Below are 24,224 nucleotides of genomic sequence, written 5' to 3'. Positions count from 1 at the left end.
AATAGTACTCACTATTTTTAATTTCCTAAGAATTAAAAAAAAATTAACATGGTTGAAGCGGCAGAACTAATTGACAATGATTTTTTACGTCAATTTGAAGTTAAAGTTGATAATGATTTAGCAATTATTGAATACTCTTTACAGGAAAGAAAGATTTTTTTAACCAAACTAATTATTCCAGAAAGTGTAACTGACGAAAGCTTTCAAAAAGAATTTTTAGCACTCGTTTTTGAAGAAATTGAATCGCGCAACTTAAGTGTTATGCCTACTTCTCCTGAAATCGCAAAATTTGTTAGAAGTAACAGAAAATATAAAAGAATGCTTCCGGTAGGCGTTAGAATATAGTGGCATTTACAACATAAAATAAAAAAACCGAAACTAATTAGTTTCGGTTTTTTTATTTTTAAAAGCTAACTTAATTATTGTTTAGTATATACTAGAGTTAAGTCTTTTGTTGCTAACACTTGGGTTAAATCTTCATTATAAACCTTAATTCGATCTTCAAAAACTAAAAATATTTGATTGTCTTGAATTGTAGCTTCACTTTCTCCAATCATAATTATTGAATTATCAATCGTATAAGTTGTTGCTAAACTAATAACACCTTCTGTATCGCAAGCCACATTAAAACTATAATCGCTTGTGCTTTCATCTAATAAAGTAATATCTAAATCTGGGTTAAATGTTGTATTTAAAGACACAACACCTTGGTCATCAAAAAATAAAGTCTCATTTCTAGTACAATCAATTTCATTTAAAAGATTGTTACTTACTACGCCATCTTGATTTATATCAAATCCTTCATCTACATTCCAAGCTGTTAATTTCCAAACACCAATAATAGCATTGTTATTTGAGTCTTGCAAATCATCAGAAGAACAACTAGTAAAAAATACGAGTACAGATGCAAAACATAGGTTTAAAAGTAATTTATTCATATTGGGGCATGATTAATTACTAGTAAAAATAATTACGAAATAATTATAACACACAATAAATAAGGCGAATGGCTAAAAATTAAGTTTACAAGCAGAAAAACAGAAGAAACTAGCTTATTAAAGCATTTAAAAACTCAAATCTAACGATACCATCTTCGTCAATTTGATTAAGCTTAACGTCGTGTAACGTATTTACAAACTCTGGATTCCACGGCGTTTTTACCTTTACATAGTTCTCAGTAAAACCATGAATATATCCTTCTTTATTTTCACTTTCAAACAAAACGGTTCGAGTTGTTCCTATTTGACTTTCATAAAAAGCACGTCGTTTTTTAACCGATAAACCACGTAGCATTTTACTGCGTTTACTTCTTACATTTTTAGGAACGACACCATCCATTTCCGCGGCTTCAGTATTATCACGCTCAGAGTAAGTAAATACGTGTAAATAAGAAATATCTAACGCTGTTAAGAAATTATAAGTTTCTAAAAAATGCGCTTCGGTTTCTCCAGGAAACCCAACAATAACATCCACACCTATACACGCTTGAGGCAAGACTTCTTTAATTTTAGCAACGCGATCTACATACAATTCGCGCATATAACGACGCTTCATTTTCTTTAAAACCTCATTACTTCCTGATTGCAACGGAATATGAAAATGAGGCACAAACGCTCTTGATTTAGATACTAAATCTATCGTTTCATTTTTAAGCAAATTAGGTTCTATTGACGAAATTCGTAATCGTTCTATCCCTTCAACCTTATCTAACTCTGTTACTAAATCTAAAAATGTATGTTCGTGTTTTTTGTTACCAAACTCACCTTTACCGTAGTCACCAATATTAACACCTGTTAAAACAATTTCTTTAATATTTTGTTCTGAAATGGCTTTTGCGTTTTTCAAAACATTATTCATGGTATCGCTTCTTGAAATCCCACGTGCTAATGGTATTGTACAATAAGTACATTTATAATCACAACCATCTTGAACTTTTAAAAACGCGCGGGTTCTATCACCAATGGAATAGCTACCAACATAAAAATCGGCATCTTCAATTTCACAAGAATGCACTTCGCCAAAATCATTTTTAGAAAGATCGTTTAAGTAATCTGTAATCTTGAATTTCTCGGTTGCTCCAAGAACCAAATCCACACCATTAACATCGGCCAATTCTTGAGGTTTTAATTGCGCATAACAACCTACTGCTGCAACAAAAGCATCAGGATTCACTTTTTGAGTTTGCTTTACAATGGTTTTAAAACGTTTGTCTGCATTATCGGTTACCGAACAGGTATTAATAACATAAATATCTGCCTTTTCAGAAAAATCTACTCTATCAAAACCTTCATCGTTAAAATTTCTTGCTATGGTAGAGGTTTCTGAAAAATTCAGTTTACAACCTAAAGTATAAAATGCGACTTTCTTATTCATTGTATTTTATTATCCTGAACTTGTTTCAGGATCTTTTAAAATTTATCTTTACAGCTAAAAGATTGCAAATTTACAACTAATAAGTTACATGTTAAAACCAATTTCAAGACAAATAATCACCTACTTATCAGTTAGTTGTATGCTTTTTTTGTTTTTTTCCTGTGGAAACAAATCAAATACAGACAAAGACCATCTTGTTTTTCGGTATAACGAATATGCCAATATAAACACTCTAGACCCTGCCTTTTCTAGAACACTTCAAGACAACTCTATTAACAATCAGCTATTTAATGGCTTAGTACAATTGGATAGCGATTTGAATATTCTACCCGCAATTGCTAAAAATTGGACAATCTCTGAAGATGGATTAACCTATATATTTAATTTGCGCAACGATGTATACTTCCATAAACATAAATTATTTGGTAAAGATTCTACTAGAACGGTTGTTGCAGACGATTTCACTTATAGCTTAAACCGAATAAAAGACAAAAAAATTGCAGCTCCAGGAAGTTGGGTTTTAAACAAGGTTGATAATTTTAAAGCCATTAACGATACCATTTTCGAGATAAACTTAAAACAACCTTTCCCTGCATTTATAGGCTTATTAACCATGAAATACTGTTCTGTAATCCCCAAAGAAATTGCAGATTTTTATGGAACCGATTTTAGAGCCAACCCAATTGGAACAGGACCTTTTAAGTTTAAACGCTGGGAAGAAAACATTAAACTTGTTTTAAGAAGAAATAACCTTTACTTTGAAAAAGATGAAGCTGGTAAATCTTTACCTTACCTTGAAGCCGTAGCGCTTACTTTTTTACCAGATAAGCAAAGCGAATTTCTACAATTCGCACAAGGAAACATTGATTATTTACAAGGATTAGACGCATCCTATAAGGACGAATTATTAACTGCAGATGGTAGGCTTAGAGAAAAGTATGCACCGACCGTTGACTTAATTAGAGGTCCTTTTTTAAATACTGAATATTTAGGATTTTACTTGGACTCTGAAACTCCAGAAATACAATCACCATTGATACGAAAGGCTATAAATTATGGCTTTGACAGAAAAAAGATGATGATTTATTTACGAAATGGTATAGGGAATCCCGCAAATGGTGGTTTTATACCAAAAGGATTGCCAGGTCATAACGAGTCTTTAGGGTTCACCTATCAACCAGAAAAGGCCAAGCAGTTAGTCGAGCAATTTAAAAATGAAAGCGGTATTACTAACCCAGAAATAACCTTAGTGACATCGAGTAATTATTTAAGTTTTTGTGAATTTATTCAACGAGAAATCGAAAAAACTGGACTAACTATTAATGTTGATGTCATGCCAGAAGCTACATTAAGATCGGCTAGGTCAAACGGTAAAGTTGATATGTTTAGAAGTTCTTGGGTGGCTGATTATTTGGATGCTGAAAATTACTTATCTATTTTCTACAGTAAAAATTTTGCTCCAGATGGCTCTAACTATTTTCATTATAAAAACAGTAAAGTAGATAGTTTATACAACAAAGCATTTACAATAACAGATATTGAAAAACGAAAACACATATACACAACAATAGATTCTTTAGCTATGGATAAACCCATTATGGTACCGCTGTTTTATGATGAAGTAATACGATTTACTCAGAAAAATGTAAAAGGCTTAGGCACTAACCCTATTAATTTGTTGGACTTAAGGTATGTTAGAAAAGACTAATAATCTTCGCTATTTCTACCAATATCATCTATTTCGTCTTTAACTACGACCACCGATTTTTTCCAGCTATTCTCTAGAAAAACATAAAAACCCCATACTGCAAGCAAACCAACCGGCAAACCTAAAAGGTTTATACTCCAGTTATTATCCCAATCTATTCCCCAGTCAAAAATATAAACATCTAGTACACCTATAATTAATCCTGTTATGAAACCTGCCGCGTAATATATAACAATACTTAAAATTGCATAGAGCCACTTGTTTTGATTATACTCTTCCGATAGATCGTAAAATCGTTTTCCAATAAAATAGATTAATATAATTCCTAACATATAACAACTAATTTAATTCACTATTTTTAATATTATTTTCTTGCAATACACCCAAAACAATAAAGAGTTGAGATAAACCATAAAAAAGCATGACACCAATTGCATGATATGGTATTTTACTGCTATAAAAAGACGATAAAGCCGCTAAGCTATCTGCCAAAATAGACAAAAACACACCTAATAAAACTACATAATAGCTTTTCTCATTTACCAGCCCTTTTCTTAAAAAAGCAAATATTACAAATAGGGTAACAATGAAAAGGTATAACAATGTAGGGAAGAAAAAATTATTTAGATTTCCGTTTATTAAATACAATATTACCATCATTAAAGTGAAGCAAAACAGTATAACCGGTAATAGTCTTTTTAGTTTAAAATCACTCTGATTAGAAAACTTAAAAACATAAAATAGCTTCCCAAAGGCAAAAGAAAAAATTCCGAATATATAGTATAGCTCTACTTCATATAAGATAAAAAAGACATCGCCTATTAAAAAAAACGCTAAGGCAGCTGTCATAAAAAAACGCTTAATTTTATACTTTTCTCTCTGACAAAAGTTATAATAAAGAAGTAATAAAACGGATAAAGAAATTTTTGAAAGAAACCTATAAACAGAAATATCATATTTCGTTTTTATAGCTATATCTGCTATAAGAACAATTAAAAATATCACAATAAAGAACTTGCTATTTTTATAACTACTTTTCATTACCTAAAAATATAACACGAGCAAAGTAGGATTTTATCTTCACAAAATAAACAACAAACCGCTCAAATATTTCTTTTTGCTTAATTATGAGCTTTTAATCGGTAATATTTAAAATCAAGTAATTAGAAAAGTTATTACCCCCTTCTAAAATGCTTAGTTTCTTCAAAAACATGTTCCAGAATAGCTTTGTCTTGGTCTGTAAATTCAACTTTACGCCTTGCCATAACTACTTTAGAAACTTCGAAAGCTTTTTTTGTTAAGTAGGTTGTAAAACCTCCATGACCTCCCCAACTAAAACTTGGAACAAAATTTCGAGGAAAACCACTACCAAAAATATTAGCACTTACCCCAACAACGGTACCTGTATTAAACATGGTATTAATACCACATTTACTGTGATCTCCCATCATGAGTCCACAAAATTGCAAGCCTGTTTTAGCAAAACCTTCGGTTTGATAGTCCCATAAACGGACTTCAGCATAATTGTTTTTTAAATTAGAATTATTCGTATCTGCTCCTAAATTACACCACTCTCCTAAAACAGAATTACCTAAAAAGCCATCATGCCCTTTATTAGAGTAACCAAAAATAACCGAATTATTAACCTCTCCTCCTACTTTGCTATGAGGCCCAACAGTTGAAGGCCCGTAAATTTTTGCTCCTAATTTTATTCCTGCTCCTTCACAAAGTGCTAATGGACCACGAACAATAGCGCCTTCCATAATTTCAGAATCCTTACCTATATAAATTGGGCCTGTACTAGCGTTAAGTGTTGTGAACTCCAATTTTGCGCCTTCTTCTATAAAAATATTTTCTGGAGCTATTATATTATTACTTGCTGGAATAGGTTGTGATATTTTATCTTTTGTAATAAGTACAAAATCTTCTTGAATAGCATGTCCATTTTTAGAGAAAATATCCCAGGTATTTTCTATTTTAATAATTTCTTCTGCGAACTCAATAGCTTCGTAAGCACCAAAATCAATATCTTCTTGAGCTTCTTTTGTAAAAAACGCTATAACATCTTCTCCTTTAAAAATAGCTTGATTTTCATTTAAGTTGATTATCATTTCTACCAACTCTAAATTTGGAAGATACGATGCGTTAATCATAACGTTTTCATCCATTTCTACCATAGGAAATTTATCAGATAAATAATCCTCAGTTACTGTAGTGGTTGTTGTTTTCAAAAACGTTTCCCACTTTTCTCTAATGGTTAAAATGCCAACACGAATATCTGCTACTGGTCTTGTAAATGTAAAAGGCAATAAATTGTTGCGAGAAGGACCATCGAAAAGAATATAATTCATAAGAAAACTTGAAGTTTAAAAGCTAGAAATTTGAAGTTCTAAAACTTAATAAATAAAAATTACTCTTGTAAAAATAAAAAAGCCTTTCATAGTAGAAAGGCTTTTTTGATAAAAATATTTTTTGACTAAATTTATTTTTTAAACTTAGCGTATTTGTTTTTGAACTTATCAATACGACCAGCAGTATCTACCAATTTAGATTTACCAGTATAGTATGGGTGAGACGTTCTAGAAATCTCCATTTTTACTAATGGGTATTCAACGCCATCAACTTCAAGAGTTTCGTTAGTATCTGCAGTAGATTTTGTTAAAAACACATCATCATTAGACATGTCTTTAAATGCTACTATTCTATAATTTTCTGGATGTATACCTTTTCTCATCGCTAAATGCTTTTTTATTACTTTCAATTTTGGAAGTGCAAATTTAACTATTTTTTATAAATGCGCAATACTTTTTATTGTTTTTTATTTAGTTTTCAAATGTAACGTTTTACTATCTTTGGTTACTAACCATTCAACTAACAAATTAATTAACATATTATGGAAAAATCTTTAAAATCTATTGCAACAAATTGGGGGCTTTATTTAGGAATATTCTTAACTTTATTAACAGCTATAGTCTATGCTGTAAATTTAGGTCTATTTGTAAACTTTTCATATGGAATTTCTTTATACTTTTTTATAATAGTTTTTGGAATTATTGCTGTTCTAAAAGTTAAAAACTTCTCTAATGGTTTTATCTCATTTAAATATGCCTTTACCTCATATTTTATTACAATTTTAATTGGCTTAGTTTTAAGTTCAATTTTCTCCTATATTTTATTCAACTTTATTGATGTGGAAGCATCCGAAGTTTTAAAAGACAAAATGCTTGATAAAGTTGTGCAAACCCTTGAAGGATTTAATGCACCAACTGCTGCTATAGATGAAACAGTTGAAAAAATGGAATCACAAAATCTATTTTCTATTGTTAACTTATTACAAAGCTTAGCTTTTAACTACTTACTTCCTTTAAGTGTTGTTGGATTAATAGTTGCGGCAGTTATGAAAAAAAATAACCCAGACGAAGCATAAATTCAGTATTTTTGAATATTATACATGAAACTATTATAAATGCATATATCTGTAGTTATACCACTACTAAACGAGGAAGAATCTTTAACGGAATTATATGATTGGATTGCTAAAGTTATGCAATCCAATCATTTTTCTTATGAAATCATTTTTATAGATGATGGCAGTACTGATGATTCTTGGGGAATAATATCAAAACTTTCCGATCAGAACGAATCTGTAAAAGGGATTCGTTTTTTAAGAAATTTTGGAAAATCTCAAGCATTACATGCCGGATTTGAAAAAGCTCAAGGAAGTGTAGTAATTACTATGGATGCCGATTTACAAGATAGTCCTGATGAGATCCCTGAGCTTTATAACATGATTATTAAAGATGGGTATGATTTAGTTTCTGGCTGGAAAAAGAAACGTTACGATTCATTTATAAGCAAAAATCTACCATCAAAACTATTTAATTGGGCTGCAAGAAAAACTTCTGGAGTTAAACTTCATGATTTTAACTGTGGTCTTAAATCTTACAGATTAAATGTTGTAAAAAATATTGATGTAAATGGAGAAATGCATCGTTATATTCCAGTATTATCTAAAAACGCCGGCTTTTCTAAAATAGGTGAAAAAGTAGTACAACACCAAGCTAGAAAGTATGGTGAAACAAAATTTGGCATGAATAGATTTATACATGGCTTTTTAGATTTAATTACCATTTGGTTTTTATCACATTTTGGTAAACGCCCCATGCATCTCTTTGGAGCTTTAGGCTTTATAATGTTTGCTATTGGGTTTACATTTGCTGCATACCTAGGCATTGACAAAATGTTTATTAATCGTGCTGGTAGACTTATAACGCAGCGTCCTCAATTCTACATTGCGCTTTCTACAATGATTATAGGTACACAATTTTTTGTTGCTGGATTTTTAGGCGAACTTATTTTACGTAATAAAACAGACAAAAAGAGGTATTCAATTAAAGAGGAATTAAATTTATAACACAATACTCTAAAAATTAACCTAAATTACATCCTTTAACATTTAAGGAATTTCTTATTTTTGTTTATATAAATTTAACTATATGATACACATTGAACCAAAAATTTTAGATAGAATAAATGCATGGTTAACTCCTGCTTTTGATGAAGAAACGCAAACTATTATAAAAGATAGCATAGCTAATAATCCAAAAGATATTCAAGAAAGTTTTTATAAAGACTTAGAATTTGGAACTGGAGGTATGCGCGGTATTATGGGTGTAGGAACCAATCGTATAAACAAATATACCTTAGGAAAAATCACGCAAGGTTTAAGTGATTATTTACACAAACAATTCCCTAACGAAACACCAAAAGCTGTTATTGCTTTCGATTGTAGACATAATAGTAAAACTCTTGCCAAAGTAGTTGCCGATGTGTTTTCGGCCAATGGCATTGAAGTATACTTGTTTGAAGATTTACGTGCAACTCCAGAATTATCATTTGCAGTAAAACATTTAAACTGTCATTGCGGTATTGTATTAACAGCATCTCACAATCCTCCAGAATATAACGGTTATAAGGTGTATTGGCAAGATGGTGGGCAATTGGTACCTCCACATGATAGTGCAGTTATCGATATGATAAATGCTTTAGAATATGCTAATATAAAATTTGAAGCTAATAATGATTTAATTCATTATATAGGAAAAGATGTTGATGATGTTTTTATTGATGCATCTGTAGAAAACGGTTCTGTTGGAGCGACTCAAGAAGCTAAAGATGATTTAAAAATAGTATTTACATCGCTTCACGGGACATCGATTACTGCTGTTCCAGAAACATTAAAACGTGCTGGATACAAAAACGTTTCTATAGTAAAAGAACAAGAAGTACCAGATGGTGGTTTTCCAACAGTTAAATCTCCAAATCCAGAAGAGCCAGCTGCTTTAAAAATGGCTTTAGAACTTGCTGAAAAAGAAGGCGCAGATATAGTTATTGGTACAGATCCTGACTGTGATAGATTAGGTGTTGCTGTTCGTAATTCTGATGGTGAATTACAATTACTTAACGGTAACCAAACCATGTTGATGATGACAGCTTTCTTATTAAAACAATGGAAAGCAGAAGGCAAAATTAAAGGCAAAGAATTTATAGCATCAACTATCGTTTCTACGCCAATGCTAACTAAACTAGCAGAATCTTATAATGTAGAAAGTAAAATTGTTTTAACAGGTTTTAAATGGATTGCAAAGCTTATTAAAGACTATCCAGAATTAAGTTTTATTGGTGGTGGCGAAGAGAGTTTTGGTTTCATGGTAGGTGATTTTGTAAGAGACAAAGATGCTGTAACCTCTACCCTATTGGCTTGCGAGATTGCTGCAATTACAAAATCTAGTGGCAGCTCATTTTTTAATGAATTAATAAAGCTTTATGCTGAACTTGGTTTTTATAAAGAAAAATTAGTATCGTTAACTAAAAAAGGTATTGAAGGCGCAGAAGAAATTAAACAAATGATGACTAACGCACGTAAAAACCCGCTAAAAGTTATAAACGGCTCTAAGGTTATAAAAATTGAAGATTACGATTCGGCAACATCAAAAGATATGGCGACAGGCGTATTAACATCGCTTGATATTCCAAAATCTAACGTTATTATTTATTATACTGAAGACGGAAGCCAAGTAGCTTTAAGACCTAGTGGTACAGAACCAAAGATTAAATTTTATGTAAGCGTGAATTCTAAATTAGATGCCATTGAAAATTTTAAAACTACTGAAGCTGCATTAGATAAAAAAGCTGAAACCATTTTAAAAGATATGAATCTTATTTAATGAGTCATTTTACAAATATATTAAGGTACGCCAAGCCTTATAAAAAATATGCCATAGGACACGTTATATCTAACGTGTTTTATGCTTTATTTGGGGCGCTTTCTTTTCCTGCTTTGAAACCAATGCTAGATGTTATTTTTGATAAAGAAAAGCAAATTCAAGAAGTAATCCCTAAATATAATGGTCTTAATAATATAGATGATTTTGCGGGAGACTTAGTCTCCTACCATATGAATAACTTTACTGGGGGCGATAAATCTAAAGCTCTAATTTTTGTTATAATGCTTATTATAAGCATGTTTATACTTAAAAATATTGCGGGTTATTTAGCCAATTATTTTTTAGTGTTTTTACGTAATGGTGTTATAAGAGATATTAGAGATAAAGTTTATAAAAAAACCATAGAATTACCATTATCATTCTTTTCAGAACAAAAAAAGGGAGATATTATTGCAAGAGTTACCGGCGATGTAAATGATTTACAATATTCTTTCCTACCAGTTTTAGAACTTATTGTTAGAGAACCATTATCAATCATATTTACAATAGTTTTAATGCTTATAATAAGTCCAAAACTAACATTGTTTGTTTTTATATTTATTCCAGTAATGAGCTTTGTTATTTCCAGAATTGGAAAAAGCTTAAAGCGTAAATCTGGACGTGTGCAAAAAGAACAAGGTACATTTCTTTCTACTCTAGAAGAAACCTTAACAGGATTACGTATAATAAAAGGATTTAATGCCGAAGGTCTTTTTTATAAGAGGTTTCAAGAATCTACACAACGGTTTTATCATTTTTCAAATAAGCTATTAAACCGTCAAAACCTAGCATCTCCTACTAGTGAAATTCTTGGAATATTCATGATCTCAGGAATCCTTTGGTATGGCGGTAATTTAATTTTAAAAGGCGACCCAAGTTCTACTCTAGAAGGAAGTACATTTTTAATATATTTAGGGCTTTCATATAATATACTAACCCCTGCAAAAGCCATTACTCGTGGTATATACAACATTAAAAAAGGTGGCGCAGCTGCAGAACGTATTCAAGAAATCATAGACGCTCCTAACCCTATTGAAGACAAACCAAATGCCATTGAAATTGAAGGTTTTAGTAGCCAAATAGATTTCAAAAACATTTCATTTAAGTATCAAGACGAATATGTTTTAAAAGACTTTTCATTAACCATTCCTAAAGGAAAAACAGTAGCATTAGTTGGTCAATCTGGTAGTGGAAAATCTACCATAGCGAATCTTATAACTCGTTTTTATCATGTTAACAAAGGAGATATTTTAATTGATGGTATCAATATAAACGATGTAACAACAAGCTCGTTAAGAAAACAACTAGGCATTGTAACGCAAGATGCTATTTTATTTAATGATACTATATTCAATAATTTAAAACTTGGAAATGAAAATGCTACAGAAAAGGAAGTTGTTGAAGCTTTAAAAATTGCCAATGCTTGGGAATTTGTTAAAGATCTCCCAGAAGGTATAAACACCAATATTGGAGATGCTGGAGGCAAACTTTCTGGTGGACAAAAACAACGCTTAAGTATTGCTAGAGCTGTACTTAAAAGCCCACCAATTATGATTTTAGACGAAGCTACCTCAGCATTAGATACAGAAAGTGAACGCGTTGTTCAAGTAGCTTTAGAGAATATGATGAAAAACAGAACATCTATTGTTATTGCGCATAGACTCTCAACCATTCAAAACGCAGATAATATTGTAGTGTTGAACAAAGGCGAAATTGTTGAGCAGGGAGAACACAATGAACTTATAGCTAAAAAAGGGGTTTACAAAAAATTAGTAGACATGCAAAGCTTCGAGTAAAACCAAGAAAAAAAGCTTATAAATATAAAAAAGGATAGAGATTTGGGGGCTTCTATCCTTTTTTTCGGTTTATGTTAGACTTGGGGAAGACTAACAACATAAGTAGGTTTCTGGTACAAATATATAGCAGATAAACTTATCCTACAAGAAAAAACACATTTAATCGTTATTAATTACACTTAATCGATTTTTTGCTTCGTAAACACCTGATTAATAGAATTATATAATTTTTTAAAAAACCCTTTAAACTTTTACTATATTTATTAGTCTAAAGTCTAAACAATTGTTTGTGATTGACGAAACACAACTATTAGAACAACTAAAATCGAAATCCCAGAAAAACCAAGCCTTTAAAGTGCTTTTAGAACTTTACAAAGAGCGTTTGTATTGGCATATTCGAAATATTGTAAAGTCTCATGATGACACAGATGATGTGCTTCAAAACACATTTATAAAGATTTTTAAAAACATAGATAAATTTAAAGGAGATAGTAAACTATTTTCTTGGATGTATCGTATAGCAACAAACGAATCTATAACATTCATTAACAAAAAAGCGAAACGATTACAAGTAAGCAATGAAGAGGTGCAGCAACTAGCCATAAATAATTTAACATCCGATGTTTATTTTGAAGGTGATGCCATTCAATTAAAATTACAAAGCGCCATAGCCACCTTACCAGAAAAACAACAATTAGTTTTTAATATGAAGTATTTTGAAGATTTGAAATATAAAGATATGTCTGAAATATTGGAGACTAGCGAAGGTGCTTTAAAAGCATCCTATCACATCGCAGTAAAAAAAATTGAAGCCTATTTAACTAATAATTAAACCTTTCCATTTTATTTTAGTCAAATAAGTAGTAAGAAAAAAAATGAAGAATACAAATTTACATAATATTAAGGCATCAGGTTTTAAAACACCTCATGATTATTTTGAATCTTTAGATGAAAAAATTTTTAGTAAATTGAATACTGAAAATCAACTAGATTCAATAAAAGAATCTGGATTTAAAGTTCCTGATAATTATTTTGAATCTTTGAATAGTTCAATTCTAGATAATAATTTAGAAGAAAATGAACCTAAGGTAATTCAGTTATTTACTAAACGAAATTTAGTTTATGTATCGAGTATTGCTGCTGCAATTCTATTATTATTCAATCTTTCTATATTTGATAATAAACCTACTTTTGATAATTTAGATATTGAAACGGTTGAAAGCTACCTTGCAGATGAAAACATAGGTATTTATGAATTTGCAGCATTATTAAATGATGAGCACATTACAGAAGACCTAATAATTCACTCTGATGTAAATGACGATAATATTGAAGAATATCTGCTAAATAATGCTGATATAGAAGACTTAATTTTAGAATAAAACATAATAAAATGAAAAAAATAATCCCAATAATCCTGCTGTTGTTTTCATTAAATTTAACAGCTCAGCACAAAAACAGAGAGCGTATTAAAGCACTTAAAGTATCTTTTATTACCGAAAAACTGGATTTAACTGAAAAAGAAGCACAAAAATTTTGGCCACTTTATAATGCCTTTGAAAAAGAAACCTCTGAGATTAGATTTAAAGAATTTAAAGCCATACAGAAAGAGATAAGAGTGAACAAAGACTCGTTAACTAATGAAAGAGCTAACGATCTCTTAGCTAGACTTAATAAGGCCGAACTCAAAATGCATAAAGCTAAAACAGACTTTGTTAGTAACCTTTCTGGTATTTTACCACCTAAAAAAATAATTCTTCTCAAATTAACTGAGGATGATTTTAAGAAAAAAATGTTTGAAGAATATAAAAAAAGAAAAAAAGAGAAAAATTAAATTTTCTCTTTTTTTTATTCTCTAAACGTAAGCTTTGAAATTCTTCCAGCCCCAGCAGCATAAGCAATAGAATCATTTAAAAACCTAATGGTATAAAACCCTTCATCACTTAAATGTTTCCATGTATTTCCCGAATCATTGCTATAATCAATACCTTTAAAACCAATAGCAACTAATTCTTTCCCATTTCTATTAGGCATGTACTGCACACAACTTCTATAGCCTGGATTTTGATTTTTGGCTACTAGCGCCCATGTTTTACCACCGTCACTAGTCTTCATTTTATTTGCTGTATTGGCATCTGGTTTAGTATAGTCTCCACCAATAGCAAAACCGTTTAAGGCATCATAAAAGTCGATAGAGTAAATGCCTTCAGTTTCTTTGTCTTTAACTATTGGTGTATTATATACGTCCCAAGTTTTTCCTTTATCTGGTGAATAATAAATTCTACCGGCAGTAGTAGCCACCCAAGTATTATCGCCAACAATAGCAATATTAGTATCGCTTGCAGCAAAAGCACCTTCATTTTCTGTGCCTTTTGGTAAATCATTACAAGATAATTTAGTCCATGTGTTTCCGCCATCTCTGGTTATAATAATGCTTAAACACCCAACCGTTGAATCACCAATAGCAATACCCTCTTCATCATTCCAAAAGTCCATGGAATCGTAGAAAGCTTTAGGGTGGTTTTCTTGGTAGACTACATTATCTTCATCATCTCCCATTCTAAATATCAAGGCAGGAGAAGCAATACTCATTGCAAAACCATAATTATTAGTTGCAGCAAGAGATCTAAAATTTGGTATAATTGAATCCTGTTTCAATTGAACTAAGAATTTGTAATCCAAAACCTCAGTAAAACCTTCTTCATTATCGGAAATCGCACCTATCTTACCTGTTGATGTCGCAAAATAAGCTACGTTTTCATCATAAACTTCTAGAGCTCTAACATCCAATAAAGAGTCTTGCATTAAATGTTCAATTTCAATTGTATTAACATCTCTTGGTTTAAAAGTTTTCTTCTTTCCGCAGGAAATAAAAAAAACAATGAATACTAATGGCAACAAAACATACTTCATAATTCTTGAATTTTTATAAAAGTAAAAAAGCTCCGCAAATAAACCACGAAGCTTTTTAAAAAACTAAATCAAGTAAACTCTTTTTTTATTAATTATCTAAATAACTATTAACTGCAGAAGCACGACTTGACACATGCGATTTTAGTGTTGAAACAGCAGAATAAAAATCGCTACTAGTATTTAAAAACGTATAACCATTAATTTCAGATGTTGCATAAGGCTCAACCAATGCAGCATAAGTTGTATATAATGCTTGTATTGTACTTGTGTTAAACGGGCCGTCTACTACTTCTTGAACATAGGTATCGTATTTTGCTTTATACACTTCATCTTGGTACAAATACCCTATTAACGGCCATGAAGACGAACTTAAGCCCGAGAAATTTAGCGGTAAAGACCCTCCCATTTTCCCATATTCTAAAGACTCATTATTATCCCAAGGAATCCATTCTAATTTACTTGTATCTGGGTTGTTATATAAGAAATAGTTATGTGTCATTCTACCATAAGTATCCCAGTTTTGAATAACGGTATTAACTGCTAAGTATTTTAAGAATACATCCGTATCAAAAACAGCTTCTAAATTGGCTCTCCAAGTAGCGGCATCACTTGTTCTTGTTCCATCATGTAAAATTGATAATAAATTTGACACATCTGTAAAATCGGCTTCATCTTCATTTGTTTTCTTTACATACTCGTCTTCATCAAAAGATCCACTTGCAAAAGATGCTGCATCGCCATCAGGCTTATACAAATTACCATCATCACTTGAATACTGTGTATCTATTACCGTATCATCAACCTCTTCAACTAGTGTATATAATCCAAAATATTGAGCACCATCTCCTTTATCTACATAAACCCTATAAAAAGCTGTATGAGAAGCAGCTAGTCCCGCATTTCTAAACACATCAGTAGCCACTTTTTCTCTTAACATAGATTCATCTAGGTAGTTATTTTTTAAACTTAGTTTTTTGAATCCATAAAAACGCTGGTTGTCTATTTGAGGATAATCATCTTCAAACTCATCAAAATCTAGTTTGAACGATAATTTATAAATACCCCTTTGCCATGTAGATTGTAAGCTTGAATTTCCTTTAAAACGCACCCCTACTTTATACCATTCAATGTTATTATAATATACAGAAGCAGGAACAAAAACAGGATTTTCATCAGAAAAATTTCTTCCTCCACCTCTTGAATTACCAAAGGTTCCGTATAAACTTGTCATATCATCCATCATAACATCCCAATTATTATCAGAAATAACAATATCTATTCTTTTTACTGCTGTATCATCAAAAATTTCGTCAAAATTAGGATCTGCCTCTTTACTGTGGGTTTCCGTTGTCCAATCTGTGGCTTCAAAATCTGTGTTGTCAATAACAACTTCTTCTTCATAATCGTCTTCAGAATCATCATTAGAATCCTTGGTAGAACAATTCATAAATAAAAATGGCACAATGGCGATTATACTTAAAAGCGTGGTAATTTTAAAATTTATATTCTTCATAATTATTTATTTTTAATAGTGTATGTGTATTTTAATCCAATAATATTTGTTGTTTTAGGAATAGTTTCATTTAACTCTTTTTCTATGCGATAAAAAAGTGTAATCTTTCCAAAATTCTTGAAATTATAATCTGTTCCTAACGTTAACCTGTATTTACTAAACCCATTCTCATCGCCTTTTTCAAAATGATTAAATATTTCGGCAGAAAATTTAGGATCTAACTTCCATTTTTTTATGTTGTATTCTAATCCTGTTTTAAAACGTATATTCTGATTGGCATTATCGTCTACAGATAATTCATTTTTATTTTGATAGCGCAAACGGTATTTAATCGAGAAATCGTTTATTTTATGTTTGTAGCTTGCATCTAAATTATACCTTAAATGATTTTCGTAGCCTTGAATATTACCTTCATTATCATTCTCTCTAATAAAACGAAGTCCTCCTCCAATTTTAAAATTTTTCATTAAAGTATACTCGGCACTTAATTGCGTAAAATATTCTCTTATCTCTGAAATATTTTCATCTAATCTCAACTGTTCTTCAAGTTCGAAACTCCATTTTTTATTCAGTTTATATTCTAGTCCAATAGAACTCCAACCCTCTAAATCTTTAGTATCATCAGACTGCGTATAATTGGTTTGCACAACTATGATGCATAACAAAAATGCTATATAATAGGATAGGTTATGGTGATTTTTGTTTTTCATATTTTTTGATTTGAGTTAATCTTGATTATTATTGAAATAGAAAACAGTCACTTTTGCTGTATCTTTTAAAAAATCAACATCGCCTATAGTTACTTTGTTAATTTTTAAACCCATTCTGTTTTCTAAATCGCTTTTTAATATGTCGTAATTTTCAGGCTTTATGTTTTCTATAATTTCATAAACAATAGATTTTGATTCCTCTTGTTTTAAAGCCCAATACCTCTCAATAATAATAAGTACTGTAATAATTAGTGCATTAGCACCAATAATTTCGGCATAACTCATTTTTTTATTAGCCAAAGAGTTTATTACAGACACCCCAATAACTACAAACAGATAGGTCATTTCTTTAATTGGAATGGGATCTGTTCTGTAACGAATAATACCAAAAATGGCGAATAAGCCAAGAGCCATACCAATATCAAGATTATACTTTTTAAGTGTAAAACATAGAAAGAATACTATGGCACTAATTAAATAATAGGTAAACACATAATCTTTTCGTTTGGCAAACGGATAATAAATGAACCTAATTATAAGCGTTAAAAATGTAAAGTTAATAACGAATCTGAACATCATTTTATAAAAATCGTCGTCAAAAAGGGGGATATCTAAAAATTCCATCTGGTTTCTGGTTAAGCTATTATACTATTAATTTTTAATTGTTTTATCTTGAAATTATTATACTTCAAATTTTTGTAAAGACTCATCATCCCTATGCAGTATTTACTAATACGATATGGTGTAATACCATTAGATTTTAAGGATTTTATAACTGCAGAAGTCCTATCAGAACGTTCTTGTTTTACCTCAACAATAACTAAATTATCATAAGATTTTTTAGCTTTTTCGTTTTTAAAAGACAGGTTTAAATCTATAGTAAGTCGCTCCTTAGCAAATTTATTTACTAGCGTAATTCTATTAAACTTATTCCAAATAATAGGTTTCAAATCAAATGATTCTTCGGTAGTTTTATTTATAAAATCCAGGGATTCTTCAGATAATGATGTTTCAAAATCTTTTATTGCAACTCTAGATTTATTGGTGTTTCCTTTACCATCTTTTTGTTTAATTTCAAGAAAACAAGCATCAGACTCTACGTACTTTCGCATTCTAATTTTTGTTCTGTTGACTTTCCCGTTATGATGATCGTTATAAAACTTACAAGACGCTGTATCAAAATATAAAGATGAGTAGGTCATTATTCTATCATTATTTATTTCTAGAACTTTATACTGATCTTTTATAGCCTCTAAAACAGAAATTAATTGGTTTTCTTGAATTACAAATTTGGTGTCTGTTCTTTTCATTAATGAAACGCCTTCCATTTCTTTTAAAGAAATAGATGCAAGACGCTCGACTATATTTGGAATATTTTGATTCATATTAAAGTAAGTTTAGATTATGTTTACAAAAAGAAACTCTAATTATAGTTGTTAACTTCTATTGTCTAGCAGGTCTTTTTGGCTTAGGTGCTTTTTTAAATTCTTCTTCTGTAATAAAGCCATCTTCATCTGCATCAACCTTATCAAAATCATTTTTTAAAGGCCCTTTAATTTCTTCTTTAGATAGTTTTCCGTCTTCATTAGCATCCATTTTTTCAATTAACTCTTTAAAAGTTGGCGGCCCTTTTCTTTCCTGCTTATCATCAGATTGCCCAAAAGAACTATTCGTCATTAATAGTGCTACTCCAAAAACTAGTATTCCTGTCTTTAATCTTCCTTTCATCATTTCTTATTTATTTAATATTAATTAAACATTAATTTATTTTTATATTATTTTAGATGCCCTTATTATTTTTTACTTGTGCATTACTTTGTTAAAAAAATCACAAAAAAAAGACCCTCAAAATTTCGAGGGTCATATAGCTAGTTTATATTCTATTTTAATGTTCTGGTGGCGGTGGTCTATCTCCCATTGGCCCATCAGGATGTGGTGGTCTTTCTCCATCTAAATGCGGCGGTCTTCCTCCTTCTGATCTTCCTCCAGGAGGTGGCCCTTGATTATTATCTCCACGCCTTAGCGCATCTTTTATAATGGCACTAAACTTTTCTTTTTGTTTATCATTACATAACGCCTGTACTTGATTAAAATGGCTAAACACCTCTAAATCTTTAGCAGCTTCCTTATCACCAATTAATCTGGCAATAGAATCTTTATTTACATCCTTTAATGTAGAATCAGATAAACCTTTAAACAATTCATCTTTTAAAACTCTTATATCATTAGATATAGCTCGCATTCTTTTCTGATGCTTTTGTCCTAATTCTTTAAATTGCTGTTGCTGAGCCTCATCAAAATCAAGTTCTTCTATTAAAAAAAGTCCAGATTTTTCGGCTTCATTTTGTTCTACTTTATCTCCTGTTCCTAAATAATTATAAAGAAAAAAAGCGTTTACAATAATTAAAAAGAGAAGTAAAATATATAAGGGTAAATTTTTCTTCATGTTAATTAATTAAAATTGACGTATCATCATCGTTAGTAAATAATCCATAAGACTCTGCAAACTCACTTACATTTTCATCGTAAGATGTAGTTTGTTCAACCTTAGTAAAAGCAATCACATTCAAAACCACAACACAAACCAAAGTTGCTAATTGTAATTTAGGCGTAAACCAATTCCAAGACATTTGCTTTTCTTCCTTTTCAGCAAATAAAACATTCATAGTTTTATCTTTAAAAAACGGAGAAACATTTACAGTCTCCATAGCATCTAATGCTTCAAAAGTGCTATCTATTTTATCTTGTATATTATTATTTGTTGTCATAACTCTGTGTTATACTATTTTAGATGCAATAATTTTTAAAAACTTGCGTTAGGTTTCATTTTTATAAAAATTTTCTAAAAGTTTCTGTAAATTCTTCTTGGCACGAAACATTAAAGACTCTACAGATGCTAAGCTTTTATCAATTATATCGCTTATCTCTTGGTAACTCTTCCCATCTACTTTATGCAATGTAAACACCACTTTTTGTGCTTCGGGCAACTGGTTAATTGCAAAAAACAACGTCTCACTTTTCTGTTTATTCTCTAAAATAACACCAGGGTGGTTCATCTTTGTAAAATAACTCGTCTTATCCACAGGAATTTCATTACCGGTAATAGACTGTAAAAAAGCAAACCGTTTTTTCGTGTTGCGTTTTCTAATAAACTCCAAACATTTATTAGTGGCAATTCTATAAATCCAGGTCGATAATTTAGAATTCCCTTTAAACTTGCCAATAGAATTAAACACCTCAACAAAAACCTCTTGCGCAATATCTTCCGCATCCTCCTTATTAGGCACAAAAGATATACAGGTTGCAAATACCTTTTGCTGATAATCGTCCAACAACCTCCCATATGCATTCGCATTATGGTTTCGTAGTCCCTCAATAAATTCTTTTTCAGTCAAAAAATAAAGTAAACTTATATAAGTTTAGATGTTAAAAAATTAAAAAACTTGCGCGCTAAAATTATTTTTTTTGGCGTAACCCAAGGGTCGGGCTTTCACTACTCGCTCCCTCCTACGTCGGGGAGCTCAAACATGCCGTTCAATCCCTTACGCACCGCCCCGCAAAAGCAGGTTCCAGATTCATAATTAAAAACCATCCGCAAGAATCAGCAATTTAAACAATAAAACAAAACCTTAGCAAAAAGTCAACACCTAAATCAATTTGCAGAATAGATGGGTAAAAAACAAAGTCAATTTTATATAAGAGGCCTCCAATCGTCAACATAACAAAACAACTTCAACTTTTAAACCCATAAACAAATCCACAATTAAACAATTAAACGTAACTTTGTCCCGCCGAATTTATTCGGTAATTTAATTTAAAAATATTCATAATCAACATTTGCGAAGTGACTGCAAACTGCGACTGAATACTGAATACTGATTTATGCGATTACACAGAAATTTATGCTTTGCCGTTATAGATGGCCTAACTTTAATCTTTAACGAAGGCAAATACGCCGATAAAGTAATACAACAACTATTAAAACGCGATAAACGTTGGGGAGCTCGCGATCGTGGTTTTGTTGCAGAAACCACATACGACATGGTACGTTGGAAACGCCTATACGCAGAAATTGCAGAAGTAAAAGAACCTTTTGATCGCGACAACCTATGGCGCATGTTTGCCGTTTGGGCCACCCTAAAAGGCATAAAATTACCAGACTGGAAATATTTTGAAGGCACACCTCTACGTAAAATTAAAGGCCGATACGACGAGCTTTCTAAAACCAGAAAATTTAAAGAATCTATTCCAGATTGGATGGACCAAATTGGTATTAAAGAATTAGGAAAAGACGTTTGGAGCAAAGAAATTGAAGCTTTAAACAAACAAGCCGATGTGGTTTTAAGAGTAAACACCCTTAAAACAACCAAAGAAAAACTTCAAACCGAATTATTCGATTTAGATATAGAAACCGAATTTGTAGATAACCACCCAAGCGCTTTAAAATTACAAGAACGTGCTAACGTGTTTTCTACCGAAGCCTTTAAAAAAGGACACTTTGAAGTTCAAGATGCCAATTCGCAAGCCGTAGCAGAGTTTTTAAATGTACAACCTGGTATGCGTGTGGTAGATACTTGCGCAGGTGCTGGCGGAAAAACATTACATTTAGCCGCTTTAATGGAAAACAAAGGGCAAATTATTGCTATGGATATTTATGGCAATAAGCTTAACGAATTAAAACGACGCGCCAAACGAAACGGCGCACATAACATAGAAAACCGCGTTATAGAATCTACAAAACCTATTAAAAAACTTTACGATAAAGCAGACCGTGTTTTAATTGATGCACCTTGTTCTGGATTAGGCGTTTTACGCCGTAACCCAGATGCCAAATGGAAATTACAACCCGAGTTTATTGATAAAATAAAAATAACCCAACAAGAAATTTTACAACAATATTCTAGAATGGTTAAACTTGGCGGGCAATTGGTTTATGCTACATGCTCCATATTACCATCAGAAAACCAAGAGCAAGTTAAAACCTTTTTAGCTTCAGAAGCTGGTGCAAATTTTGAGTTATTAAAAGACAAAAAACTATTGTCTCATAAATCTGGTTTCGATGGGTTTTATATGGCGTTGTTGGAGCGTAAAGCGTAATGTAATAGGTGTACAACTCACTTTCTATTAAAAGGCACCCTTCTGCAAAAAACTGGTAATCTTTAAACCATATTACCAAAAGCATTCTATATTCTATGTATTAACCTATTTAACTTGTAGGTTTTTATGTATATTTGATGGTATATATAACAGGGGTCTATATACGGGTAAACATATCCCTACGTTGTACTTAATTACAAAACAATGATTAAAAAAAAACACTTATTCCTTATTCTTCTAGTCATTTTAAGCTGTTCAAAAAACGATGAAGAACTAGATTTATTAACTTCTGACACAGAACAATTAGTTTTTCCAGATACTCCAAAACTTAAAGAATCTTTATTAGAAATTTCTATAGAAAATAAAAGTAAAGAAAGTATAAAAATTAATAAATATTCTATTCCTGACGGATTTAAAATAAGAAACTTATCTTATCCTCTTACTATAAACAGTCAATCTTCAATTAGTTTATCCATTGTTTTCTATCCTACTGAAACAAAATTATATGAAGAAGAATTAATTATTATTAATGATTCGGAAGAAAATCCCAATCTTAAAATAAAATTAATTGGTAATGGTCTACCTAATCATTTAAATACTTTATCTTTTTCCATCACAAGTCAAGAAAAGGTAGATTTTTTATCCATCTATGATTCTGTCACTATTGAACACTTAACTATTTCGGACATTCATTTTGATGACCCTATAATTAGTTTTGAAAGTTTAGAAAATATCAAATCAGTAGACCGTCTAACAATATTTGAAACTCACAATACTGTATCTTTCGAAGTGTTTGCAGATATTGAAATAAACGAACACATAACAATAAGCAGCAGAAAAGAAGAAGATTTAAGTTTTTTAGATGATATTATACGAAATGATATAAGTTATTTTTTTCATTTAAATCAAAATATTACAGATTTAAGTATTCTAGAATCTTTGGAAAACATTGACAAACTTGAAGTATCAAGCAATCAATCTATAACTAACTTGGATGCTTTAAAAAACACAAAAATAAACTCAAAAATAACTATAAAACAAAACACAAATTTAAGAGATTTGTGTGGGATAAAAGAATCAGCTTACAAAGTAGAAACTAGATTTTCTGACAATGGTTACAATCCAACAGAAAATGATTTTGAAACTGGTAATTGTAGAAGATAACTCAGTACAACATTGTATAAAAATAATGCGTAAGTTTATTCCTAAATCAAAAGTTAGTGCTTGTTTGCTTGCATCTGATTTTCCGAAGGAAAATCCTTGCACTCAAACTACGCACTATTCTTATACGTAACCGTTAGCTTTAATTAAACGAAATACCCAAGATGAGTAAAATTTCAAAAGAATTTTTACCTTTTCAACTTGGAGAAACAAAAAAAGTGGTTTTGAAAAATGGCTCATCTATAACAACAAAATGGGAAAAGGAAAATAAATATATAATTCGTTATAAGCCTGAAAATTACGCCGACTACTTTTCACCATATTTTCTGTTCGAATTTGAAGATGGGATGTTAAAAAGAACAATTCCTTTTCCGAATAAAAGGTCTTTTGTTTATATGATTTTAATATTAATTGGCTTTGTTCTATATAAAGGAATCAAACCTGATATGTATTTAACATTTTTTAGTTTTTCAATAATTTTTACTTTTATTTTACAAATTGTAGTTGGTCTTCCAGCTTACCGTCATATAATGACTAATGTTTTCGAAAAAAACGAAAAGTAAAATCAATGAAAAATATTAAACTATATAAAAAAACTAAAGCTAATAAAATATATAAAAAATTGCTGTTTTGTGCTTAACCAATGTGAGTTGCTTTGTTTGTTAGCTTCTGATTTTCCTTTGGAAA

General features: G+C 30.8%; 27 protein-coding genes. 12 read left to right on the top strand and 15 right to left on the bottom strand.

Going from position 1 to position 24,224, the window contains the following annotated elements:
* Nucleotides 1-48: 48 nt before the first annotated feature.
* Nucleotides 49-345 carry an N-acetyltransferase gene (locus tag SJY43_RS08285; protein ID WP_396603362.1) on the top strand — a complete coding sequence of 99 codons (297 nt, stop codon included), beginning with the start codon at nucleotides 49-51 and terminating at the stop codon, nucleotides 343-345.
* Between the two features lie 74 nt (nucleotides 346-419).
* Here the strand turns inward: SJY43_RS08285 and SJY43_RS08280 are convergent, their stop codons facing one another.
* Both SJY43_RS08280 and mtaB read right to left on the bottom strand, forming a co-directional pair.
* Nucleotides 420-938, bottom strand: a complete 519-nt coding sequence (locus tag SJY43_RS08280) for a hypothetical protein (protein ID WP_396603361.1) — start codon at nucleotides 936-938, stop codon at nucleotides 420-422.
* A gap of 109 nt (nucleotides 939-1,047) precedes the next feature.
* The gene (gene mtaB, locus SJY43_RS08275; RefSeq protein WP_396603360.1) at nucleotides 1,048-2,373 is read right to left on the bottom strand and encodes a tRNA (N(6)-L-threonylcarbamoyladenosine(37)-C(2))-methylthiotransferase MtaB; all 1,326 of its coding nucleotides are present in this window, start codon (nucleotides 2,371-2,373) and stop codon (nucleotides 1,048-1,050) included.
* Nucleotides 2,374-2,461: 88 nt separating this feature from the next.
* On the opposite strand from mtaB, the gene SJY43_RS08270 reads away from it, so the two are divergent.
* Complete coding sequence (locus SJY43_RS08270) at nucleotides 2,462-4,081, top strand: ABC transporter substrate-binding protein (RefSeq protein WP_396603359.1); 1,620 nt, start codon at nucleotides 2,462-2,464, stop codon at nucleotides 4,079-4,081.
* Here the strand turns inward: SJY43_RS08270 and SJY43_RS08265 are convergent.
* The 4 genes from SJY43_RS08265 to SJY43_RS08250 form a co-directional block, all read right to left on the bottom strand.
* On the bottom strand, nucleotides 4,078-4,413 hold the full coding sequence (locus tag SJY43_RS08265) for a hypothetical protein (protein ID WP_396603358.1): 336 nt from the start codon (nucleotides 4,411-4,413) through the stop codon (nucleotides 4,078-4,080). The two genes, SJY43_RS08270 and SJY43_RS08265, sit on opposite strands and share 4 nt — an antisense overlap.
* 7 nt (nucleotides 4,414-4,420) lie before the next feature.
* Nucleotides 4,421-5,086: a lysoplasmalogenase family protein gene (locus SJY43_RS08260; RefSeq protein ID WP_396603357.1), complete on the bottom strand. Its 666-nt coding sequence runs from the start codon at nucleotides 5,084-5,086 to the stop codon at nucleotides 4,421-4,423.
* A 170-nt stretch (nucleotides 5,087-5,256) separates the two neighbouring features.
* Nucleotides 5,257-6,432, bottom strand: a complete 1,176-nt coding sequence (locus SJY43_RS08255) for a GlmU family protein (protein WP_396603356.1) — start codon at nucleotides 6,430-6,432, stop codon at nucleotides 5,257-5,259.
* A gap of 131 nt (nucleotides 6,433-6,563) precedes the next feature.
* On the bottom strand, nucleotides 6,564-6,815 hold the full coding sequence (locus tag SJY43_RS08250; protein ID WP_345164505.1) for a type B 50S ribosomal protein L31: 252 nt from the start codon (nucleotides 6,813-6,815) through the stop codon (nucleotides 6,564-6,566).
* 159 nt (nucleotides 6,816-6,974) lie between these two features.
* On the opposite strand from SJY43_RS08250, the gene SJY43_RS08245 reads away from it, so the two are divergent.
* The 7 genes from SJY43_RS08245 (at nucleotide 6,975) to SJY43_RS08215 (ending at nucleotide 13,977) form a co-directional block, all read left to right on the top strand.
* The gene (locus tag SJY43_RS08245) at nucleotides 6,975-7,508 is read left to right on the top strand and encodes a DUF4199 domain-containing protein (RefSeq protein ID WP_396603355.1); all 534 of its coding nucleotides are present in this window, start codon (nucleotides 6,975-6,977) and stop codon (nucleotides 7,506-7,508) included.
* A 39-nt stretch (nucleotides 7,509-7,547) separates the two neighbouring features.
* Entirely contained in the window at nucleotides 7,548-8,495 is a 948-nt protein-coding gene (locus SJY43_RS08240; RefSeq protein ID WP_396603354.1) for a glycosyltransferase family 2 protein, read from the top strand.
* Between the two features lie 82 nt (nucleotides 8,496-8,577).
* Nucleotides 8,578-10,308, top strand: a complete 1,731-nt coding sequence (locus SJY43_RS08235; RefSeq protein ID WP_396603353.1) for a phospho-sugar mutase — start codon at nucleotides 8,578-8,580, stop codon at nucleotides 10,306-10,308.
* Nucleotides 10,308-12,143, top strand: coding sequence for an ABC transporter ATP-binding protein (locus SJY43_RS08230; protein ID WP_396603352.1), 1,836 nt, complete (start codon nucleotides 10,308-10,310; stop codon nucleotides 12,141-12,143). Before SJY43_RS08235 ends, SJY43_RS08230 begins: the two co-directional genes overlap by 1 nt.
* A gap of 289 nt (nucleotides 12,144-12,432) precedes the next feature.
* Nucleotides 12,433-12,975, top strand: coding sequence for an RNA polymerase sigma factor (locus SJY43_RS08225; RefSeq protein WP_396603351.1), 543 nt, complete (start codon nucleotides 12,433-12,435; stop codon nucleotides 12,973-12,975).
* A gap of 43 nt (nucleotides 12,976-13,018) precedes the next feature.
* Nucleotides 13,019-13,525 carry a hypothetical protein gene (locus tag SJY43_RS08220; protein ID WP_396603350.1) on the top strand — a complete coding sequence of 169 codons (507 nt, stop codon included), beginning with the start codon at nucleotides 13,019-13,021 and terminating at the stop codon, nucleotides 13,523-13,525.
* Nucleotides 13,526-13,536: 11 nt separating this feature from the next.
* A complete protein-coding gene (locus tag SJY43_RS08215) occupies nucleotides 13,537-13,977 on the top strand; it encodes a sensor of ECF-type sigma factor (RefSeq protein ID WP_396603349.1) in 441 nt (146 codons plus the stop codon).
* 14 nt (nucleotides 13,978-13,991) lie between these two features.
* On the opposite strand, the gene SJY43_RS08210 is transcribed toward SJY43_RS08215, so the two are convergent.
* From SJY43_RS08210 to SJY43_RS08170, 9 genes are all read right to left on the bottom strand, one after another.
* On the bottom strand, nucleotides 13,992-15,056 hold the full coding sequence (locus SJY43_RS08210; protein WP_396603348.1) for a WD40/YVTN/BNR-like repeat-containing protein: 1,065 nt from the start codon (nucleotides 15,054-15,056) through the stop codon (nucleotides 13,992-13,994).
* Nucleotides 15,057-15,144: 88 nt separating this feature from the next.
* Nucleotides 15,145-16,569 (bottom strand): CotH kinase family protein, encoded by a 1,425-nt coding sequence (locus SJY43_RS08205; RefSeq protein ID WP_396603347.1) that lies wholly within the window; start codon nucleotides 16,567-16,569, stop codon nucleotides 15,145-15,147.
* A gap of 2 nt (nucleotides 16,570-16,571) precedes the next feature.
* The gene (locus SJY43_RS08200) at nucleotides 16,572-17,279 is read right to left on the bottom strand and encodes a DUF2490 domain-containing protein (protein ID WP_396603346.1); all 708 of its coding nucleotides are present in this window, start codon (nucleotides 17,277-17,279) and stop codon (nucleotides 16,572-16,574) included.
* 15 nt (nucleotides 17,280-17,294) lie between these two features.
* Nucleotides 17,295-17,903, bottom strand: a complete 609-nt coding sequence (locus SJY43_RS08195) for a DUF4956 domain-containing protein (protein WP_396603345.1) — start codon at nucleotides 17,901-17,903, stop codon at nucleotides 17,295-17,297.
* An 11-nt stretch (nucleotides 17,904-17,914) separates the two neighbouring features.
* The gene (locus SJY43_RS08190) at nucleotides 17,915-18,664 is read right to left on the bottom strand and encodes a polyphosphate polymerase domain-containing protein (RefSeq protein WP_396603344.1); all 750 of its coding nucleotides are present in this window, start codon (nucleotides 18,662-18,664) and stop codon (nucleotides 17,915-17,917) included.
* 58 nt (nucleotides 18,665-18,722) lie between these two features.
* Entirely contained in the window at nucleotides 18,723-19,010 is a 288-nt protein-coding gene (locus tag SJY43_RS08185; protein ID WP_396603343.1) for an EF-hand domain-containing protein, read from the bottom strand.
* Nucleotides 19,011-19,164: 154 nt separating this feature from the next.
* Nucleotides 19,165-19,725 (bottom strand): Spy/CpxP family protein refolding chaperone, encoded by a 561-nt coding sequence (locus SJY43_RS08180; protein WP_396603342.1) that lies wholly within the window; start codon nucleotides 19,723-19,725, stop codon nucleotides 19,165-19,167.
* A 1-nt stretch (nucleotide 19,726) separates the two neighbouring features.
* On the bottom strand, nucleotides 19,727-20,047 hold the full coding sequence (locus SJY43_RS08175) for a hypothetical protein (protein WP_396603341.1): 321 nt from the start codon (nucleotides 20,045-20,047) through the stop codon (nucleotides 19,727-19,729).
* A 48-nt stretch (nucleotides 20,048-20,095) separates the two neighbouring features.
* Nucleotides 20,096-20,674: an RNA polymerase sigma factor gene (locus SJY43_RS08170; RefSeq protein ID WP_396603340.1), complete on the bottom strand. Its 579-nt coding sequence runs from the start codon at nucleotides 20,672-20,674 to the stop codon at nucleotides 20,096-20,098.
* A gap of 487 nt (nucleotides 20,675-21,161) precedes the next feature.
* On the opposite strand from SJY43_RS08170, the gene SJY43_RS08165 reads away from it, so the two are divergent.
* The 3 genes from SJY43_RS08165 to SJY43_RS08155 all read left to right on the top strand — a co-directional run bounded on the left by SJY43_RS08165 (nucleotide 21,162) and on the right by SJY43_RS08155 (nucleotide 24,100).
* A complete protein-coding gene (locus SJY43_RS08165) occupies nucleotides 21,162-22,376 on the top strand; it encodes an RsmB/NOP family class I SAM-dependent RNA methyltransferase (protein ID WP_396603339.1) in 1,215 nt (404 codons plus the stop codon).
* 204 nt (nucleotides 22,377-22,580) lie between these two features.
* On the top strand, nucleotides 22,581-23,540 hold the full coding sequence (locus tag SJY43_RS08160) for a hypothetical protein (RefSeq protein ID WP_396603338.1): 960 nt from the start codon (nucleotides 22,581-22,583) through the stop codon (nucleotides 23,538-23,540).
* 161 nt (nucleotides 23,541-23,701) lie between these two features.
* Nucleotides 23,702-24,100, top strand: a complete 399-nt coding sequence (locus SJY43_RS08155; RefSeq protein ID WP_396603337.1) for a hypothetical protein — start codon at nucleotides 23,702-23,704, stop codon at nucleotides 24,098-24,100.
* The last annotated feature ends 124 nt before the right edge of the window (nucleotides 24,101-24,224 follow it).

This window comes from Algibacter sp. R77976, from assembly GCF_044594645.1.
Taxonomy (GTDB): Bacteria; Bacteroidota; Bacteroidia; order Flavobacteriales; family Flavobacteriaceae; genus Algibacter_B.
This window is presented reverse-complemented; position numbering and strand designations above follow the sequence as displayed.

Coding starts and splice junctions, on each gene's coding strand:
- SJY43_RS08285 (WP_396603362.1), top strand. CDS start 49: ATGGTTGAAGCGGCAGAACTAATTGACAATGATTTTTTACGTCAATTT.
- SJY43_RS08280 (WP_396603361.1), bottom strand. CDS start 938: ATGAATAAATTACTTTTAAACCTATGTTTTGCATCTGTACTCGTATTT.
- mtaB (WP_396603360.1), bottom strand. CDS start 2,373: ATGAATAAGAAAGTCGCATTTTATACTTTAGGTTGTAAACTGAATTTT.
- SJY43_RS08270 (WP_396603359.1), top strand. CDS start 2,462: ATGTTAAAACCAATTTCAAGACAAATAATCACCTACTTATCAGTTAGT.
- SJY43_RS08265 (WP_396603358.1), bottom strand. CDS start 4,413: ATGTTAGGAATTATATTAATCTATTTTATTGGAAAACGATTTTACGAT.
- SJY43_RS08255 (WP_396603356.1), bottom strand. CDS start 6,432: ATGAATTATATTCTTTTCGATGGTCCTTCTCGCAACAATTTATTGCCT.
- SJY43_RS08250 (WP_345164505.1), bottom strand. CDS start 6,815: ATGAGAAAAGGTATACATCCAGAAAATTATAGAATAGTAGCATTTAAA.
- SJY43_RS08245 (WP_396603355.1), top strand. CDS start 6,975: ATGGAAAAATCTTTAAAATCTATTGCAACAAATTGGGGGCTTTATTTA.
- SJY43_RS08240 (WP_396603354.1), top strand. CDS start 7,548: ATGCATATATCTGTAGTTATACCACTACTAAACGAGGAAGAATCTTTA.
- SJY43_RS08235 (WP_396603353.1), top strand. CDS start 8,578: ATGATACACATTGAACCAAAAATTTTAGATAGAATAAATGCATGGTTA.
- SJY43_RS08230 (WP_396603352.1), top strand. CDS start 10,308: ATGAGTCATTTTACAAATATATTAAGGTACGCCAAGCCTTATAAAAAA.
- SJY43_RS08220 (WP_396603350.1), top strand. CDS start 13,019: ATGAAGAATACAAATTTACATAATATTAAGGCATCAGGTTTTAAAACA.
- SJY43_RS08215 (WP_396603349.1), top strand. CDS start 13,537: ATGAAAAAAATAATCCCAATAATCCTGCTGTTGTTTTCATTAAATTTA.
- SJY43_RS08210 (WP_396603348.1), bottom strand. CDS start 15,056: ATGAAGTATGTTTTGTTGCCATTAGTATTCATTGTTTTTTTTATTTCC.
- SJY43_RS08205 (WP_396603347.1), bottom strand. CDS start 16,569: ATGAAGAATATAAATTTTAAAATTACCACGCTTTTAAGTATAATCGCC.
- SJY43_RS08200 (WP_396603346.1), bottom strand. CDS start 17,279: ATGAAAAACAAAAATCACCATAACCTATCCTATTATATAGCATTTTTG.
- SJY43_RS08195 (WP_396603345.1), bottom strand. CDS start 17,903: ATGGAATTTTTAGATATCCCCCTTTTTGACGACGATTTTTATAAAATG.
- SJY43_RS08190 (WP_396603344.1), bottom strand. CDS start 18,664: ATGAATCAAAATATTCCAAATATAGTCGAGCGTCTTGCATCTATTTCT.
- SJY43_RS08185 (WP_396603343.1), bottom strand. CDS start 19,010: ATGATGAAAGGAAGATTAAAGACAGGAATACTAGTTTTTGGAGTAGCA.
- SJY43_RS08180 (WP_396603342.1), bottom strand. CDS start 19,725: ATGAAGAAAAATTTACCCTTATATATTTTACTTCTCTTTTTAATTATT.
- SJY43_RS08175 (WP_396603341.1), bottom strand. CDS start 20,047: ATGACAACAAATAATAATATACAAGATAAAATAGATAGCACTTTTGAA.
- SJY43_RS08165 (WP_396603339.1), top strand. CDS start 21,162: ATGCGATTACACAGAAATTTATGCTTTGCCGTTATAGATGGCCTAACT.
- SJY43_RS08160 (WP_396603338.1), top strand. CDS start 22,581: ATGATTAAAAAAAAACACTTATTCCTTATTCTTCTAGTCATTTTAAGC.
- SJY43_RS08155 (WP_396603337.1), top strand. CDS start 23,702: ATGAGTAAAATTTCAAAAGAATTTTTACCTTTTCAACTTGGAGAAACA.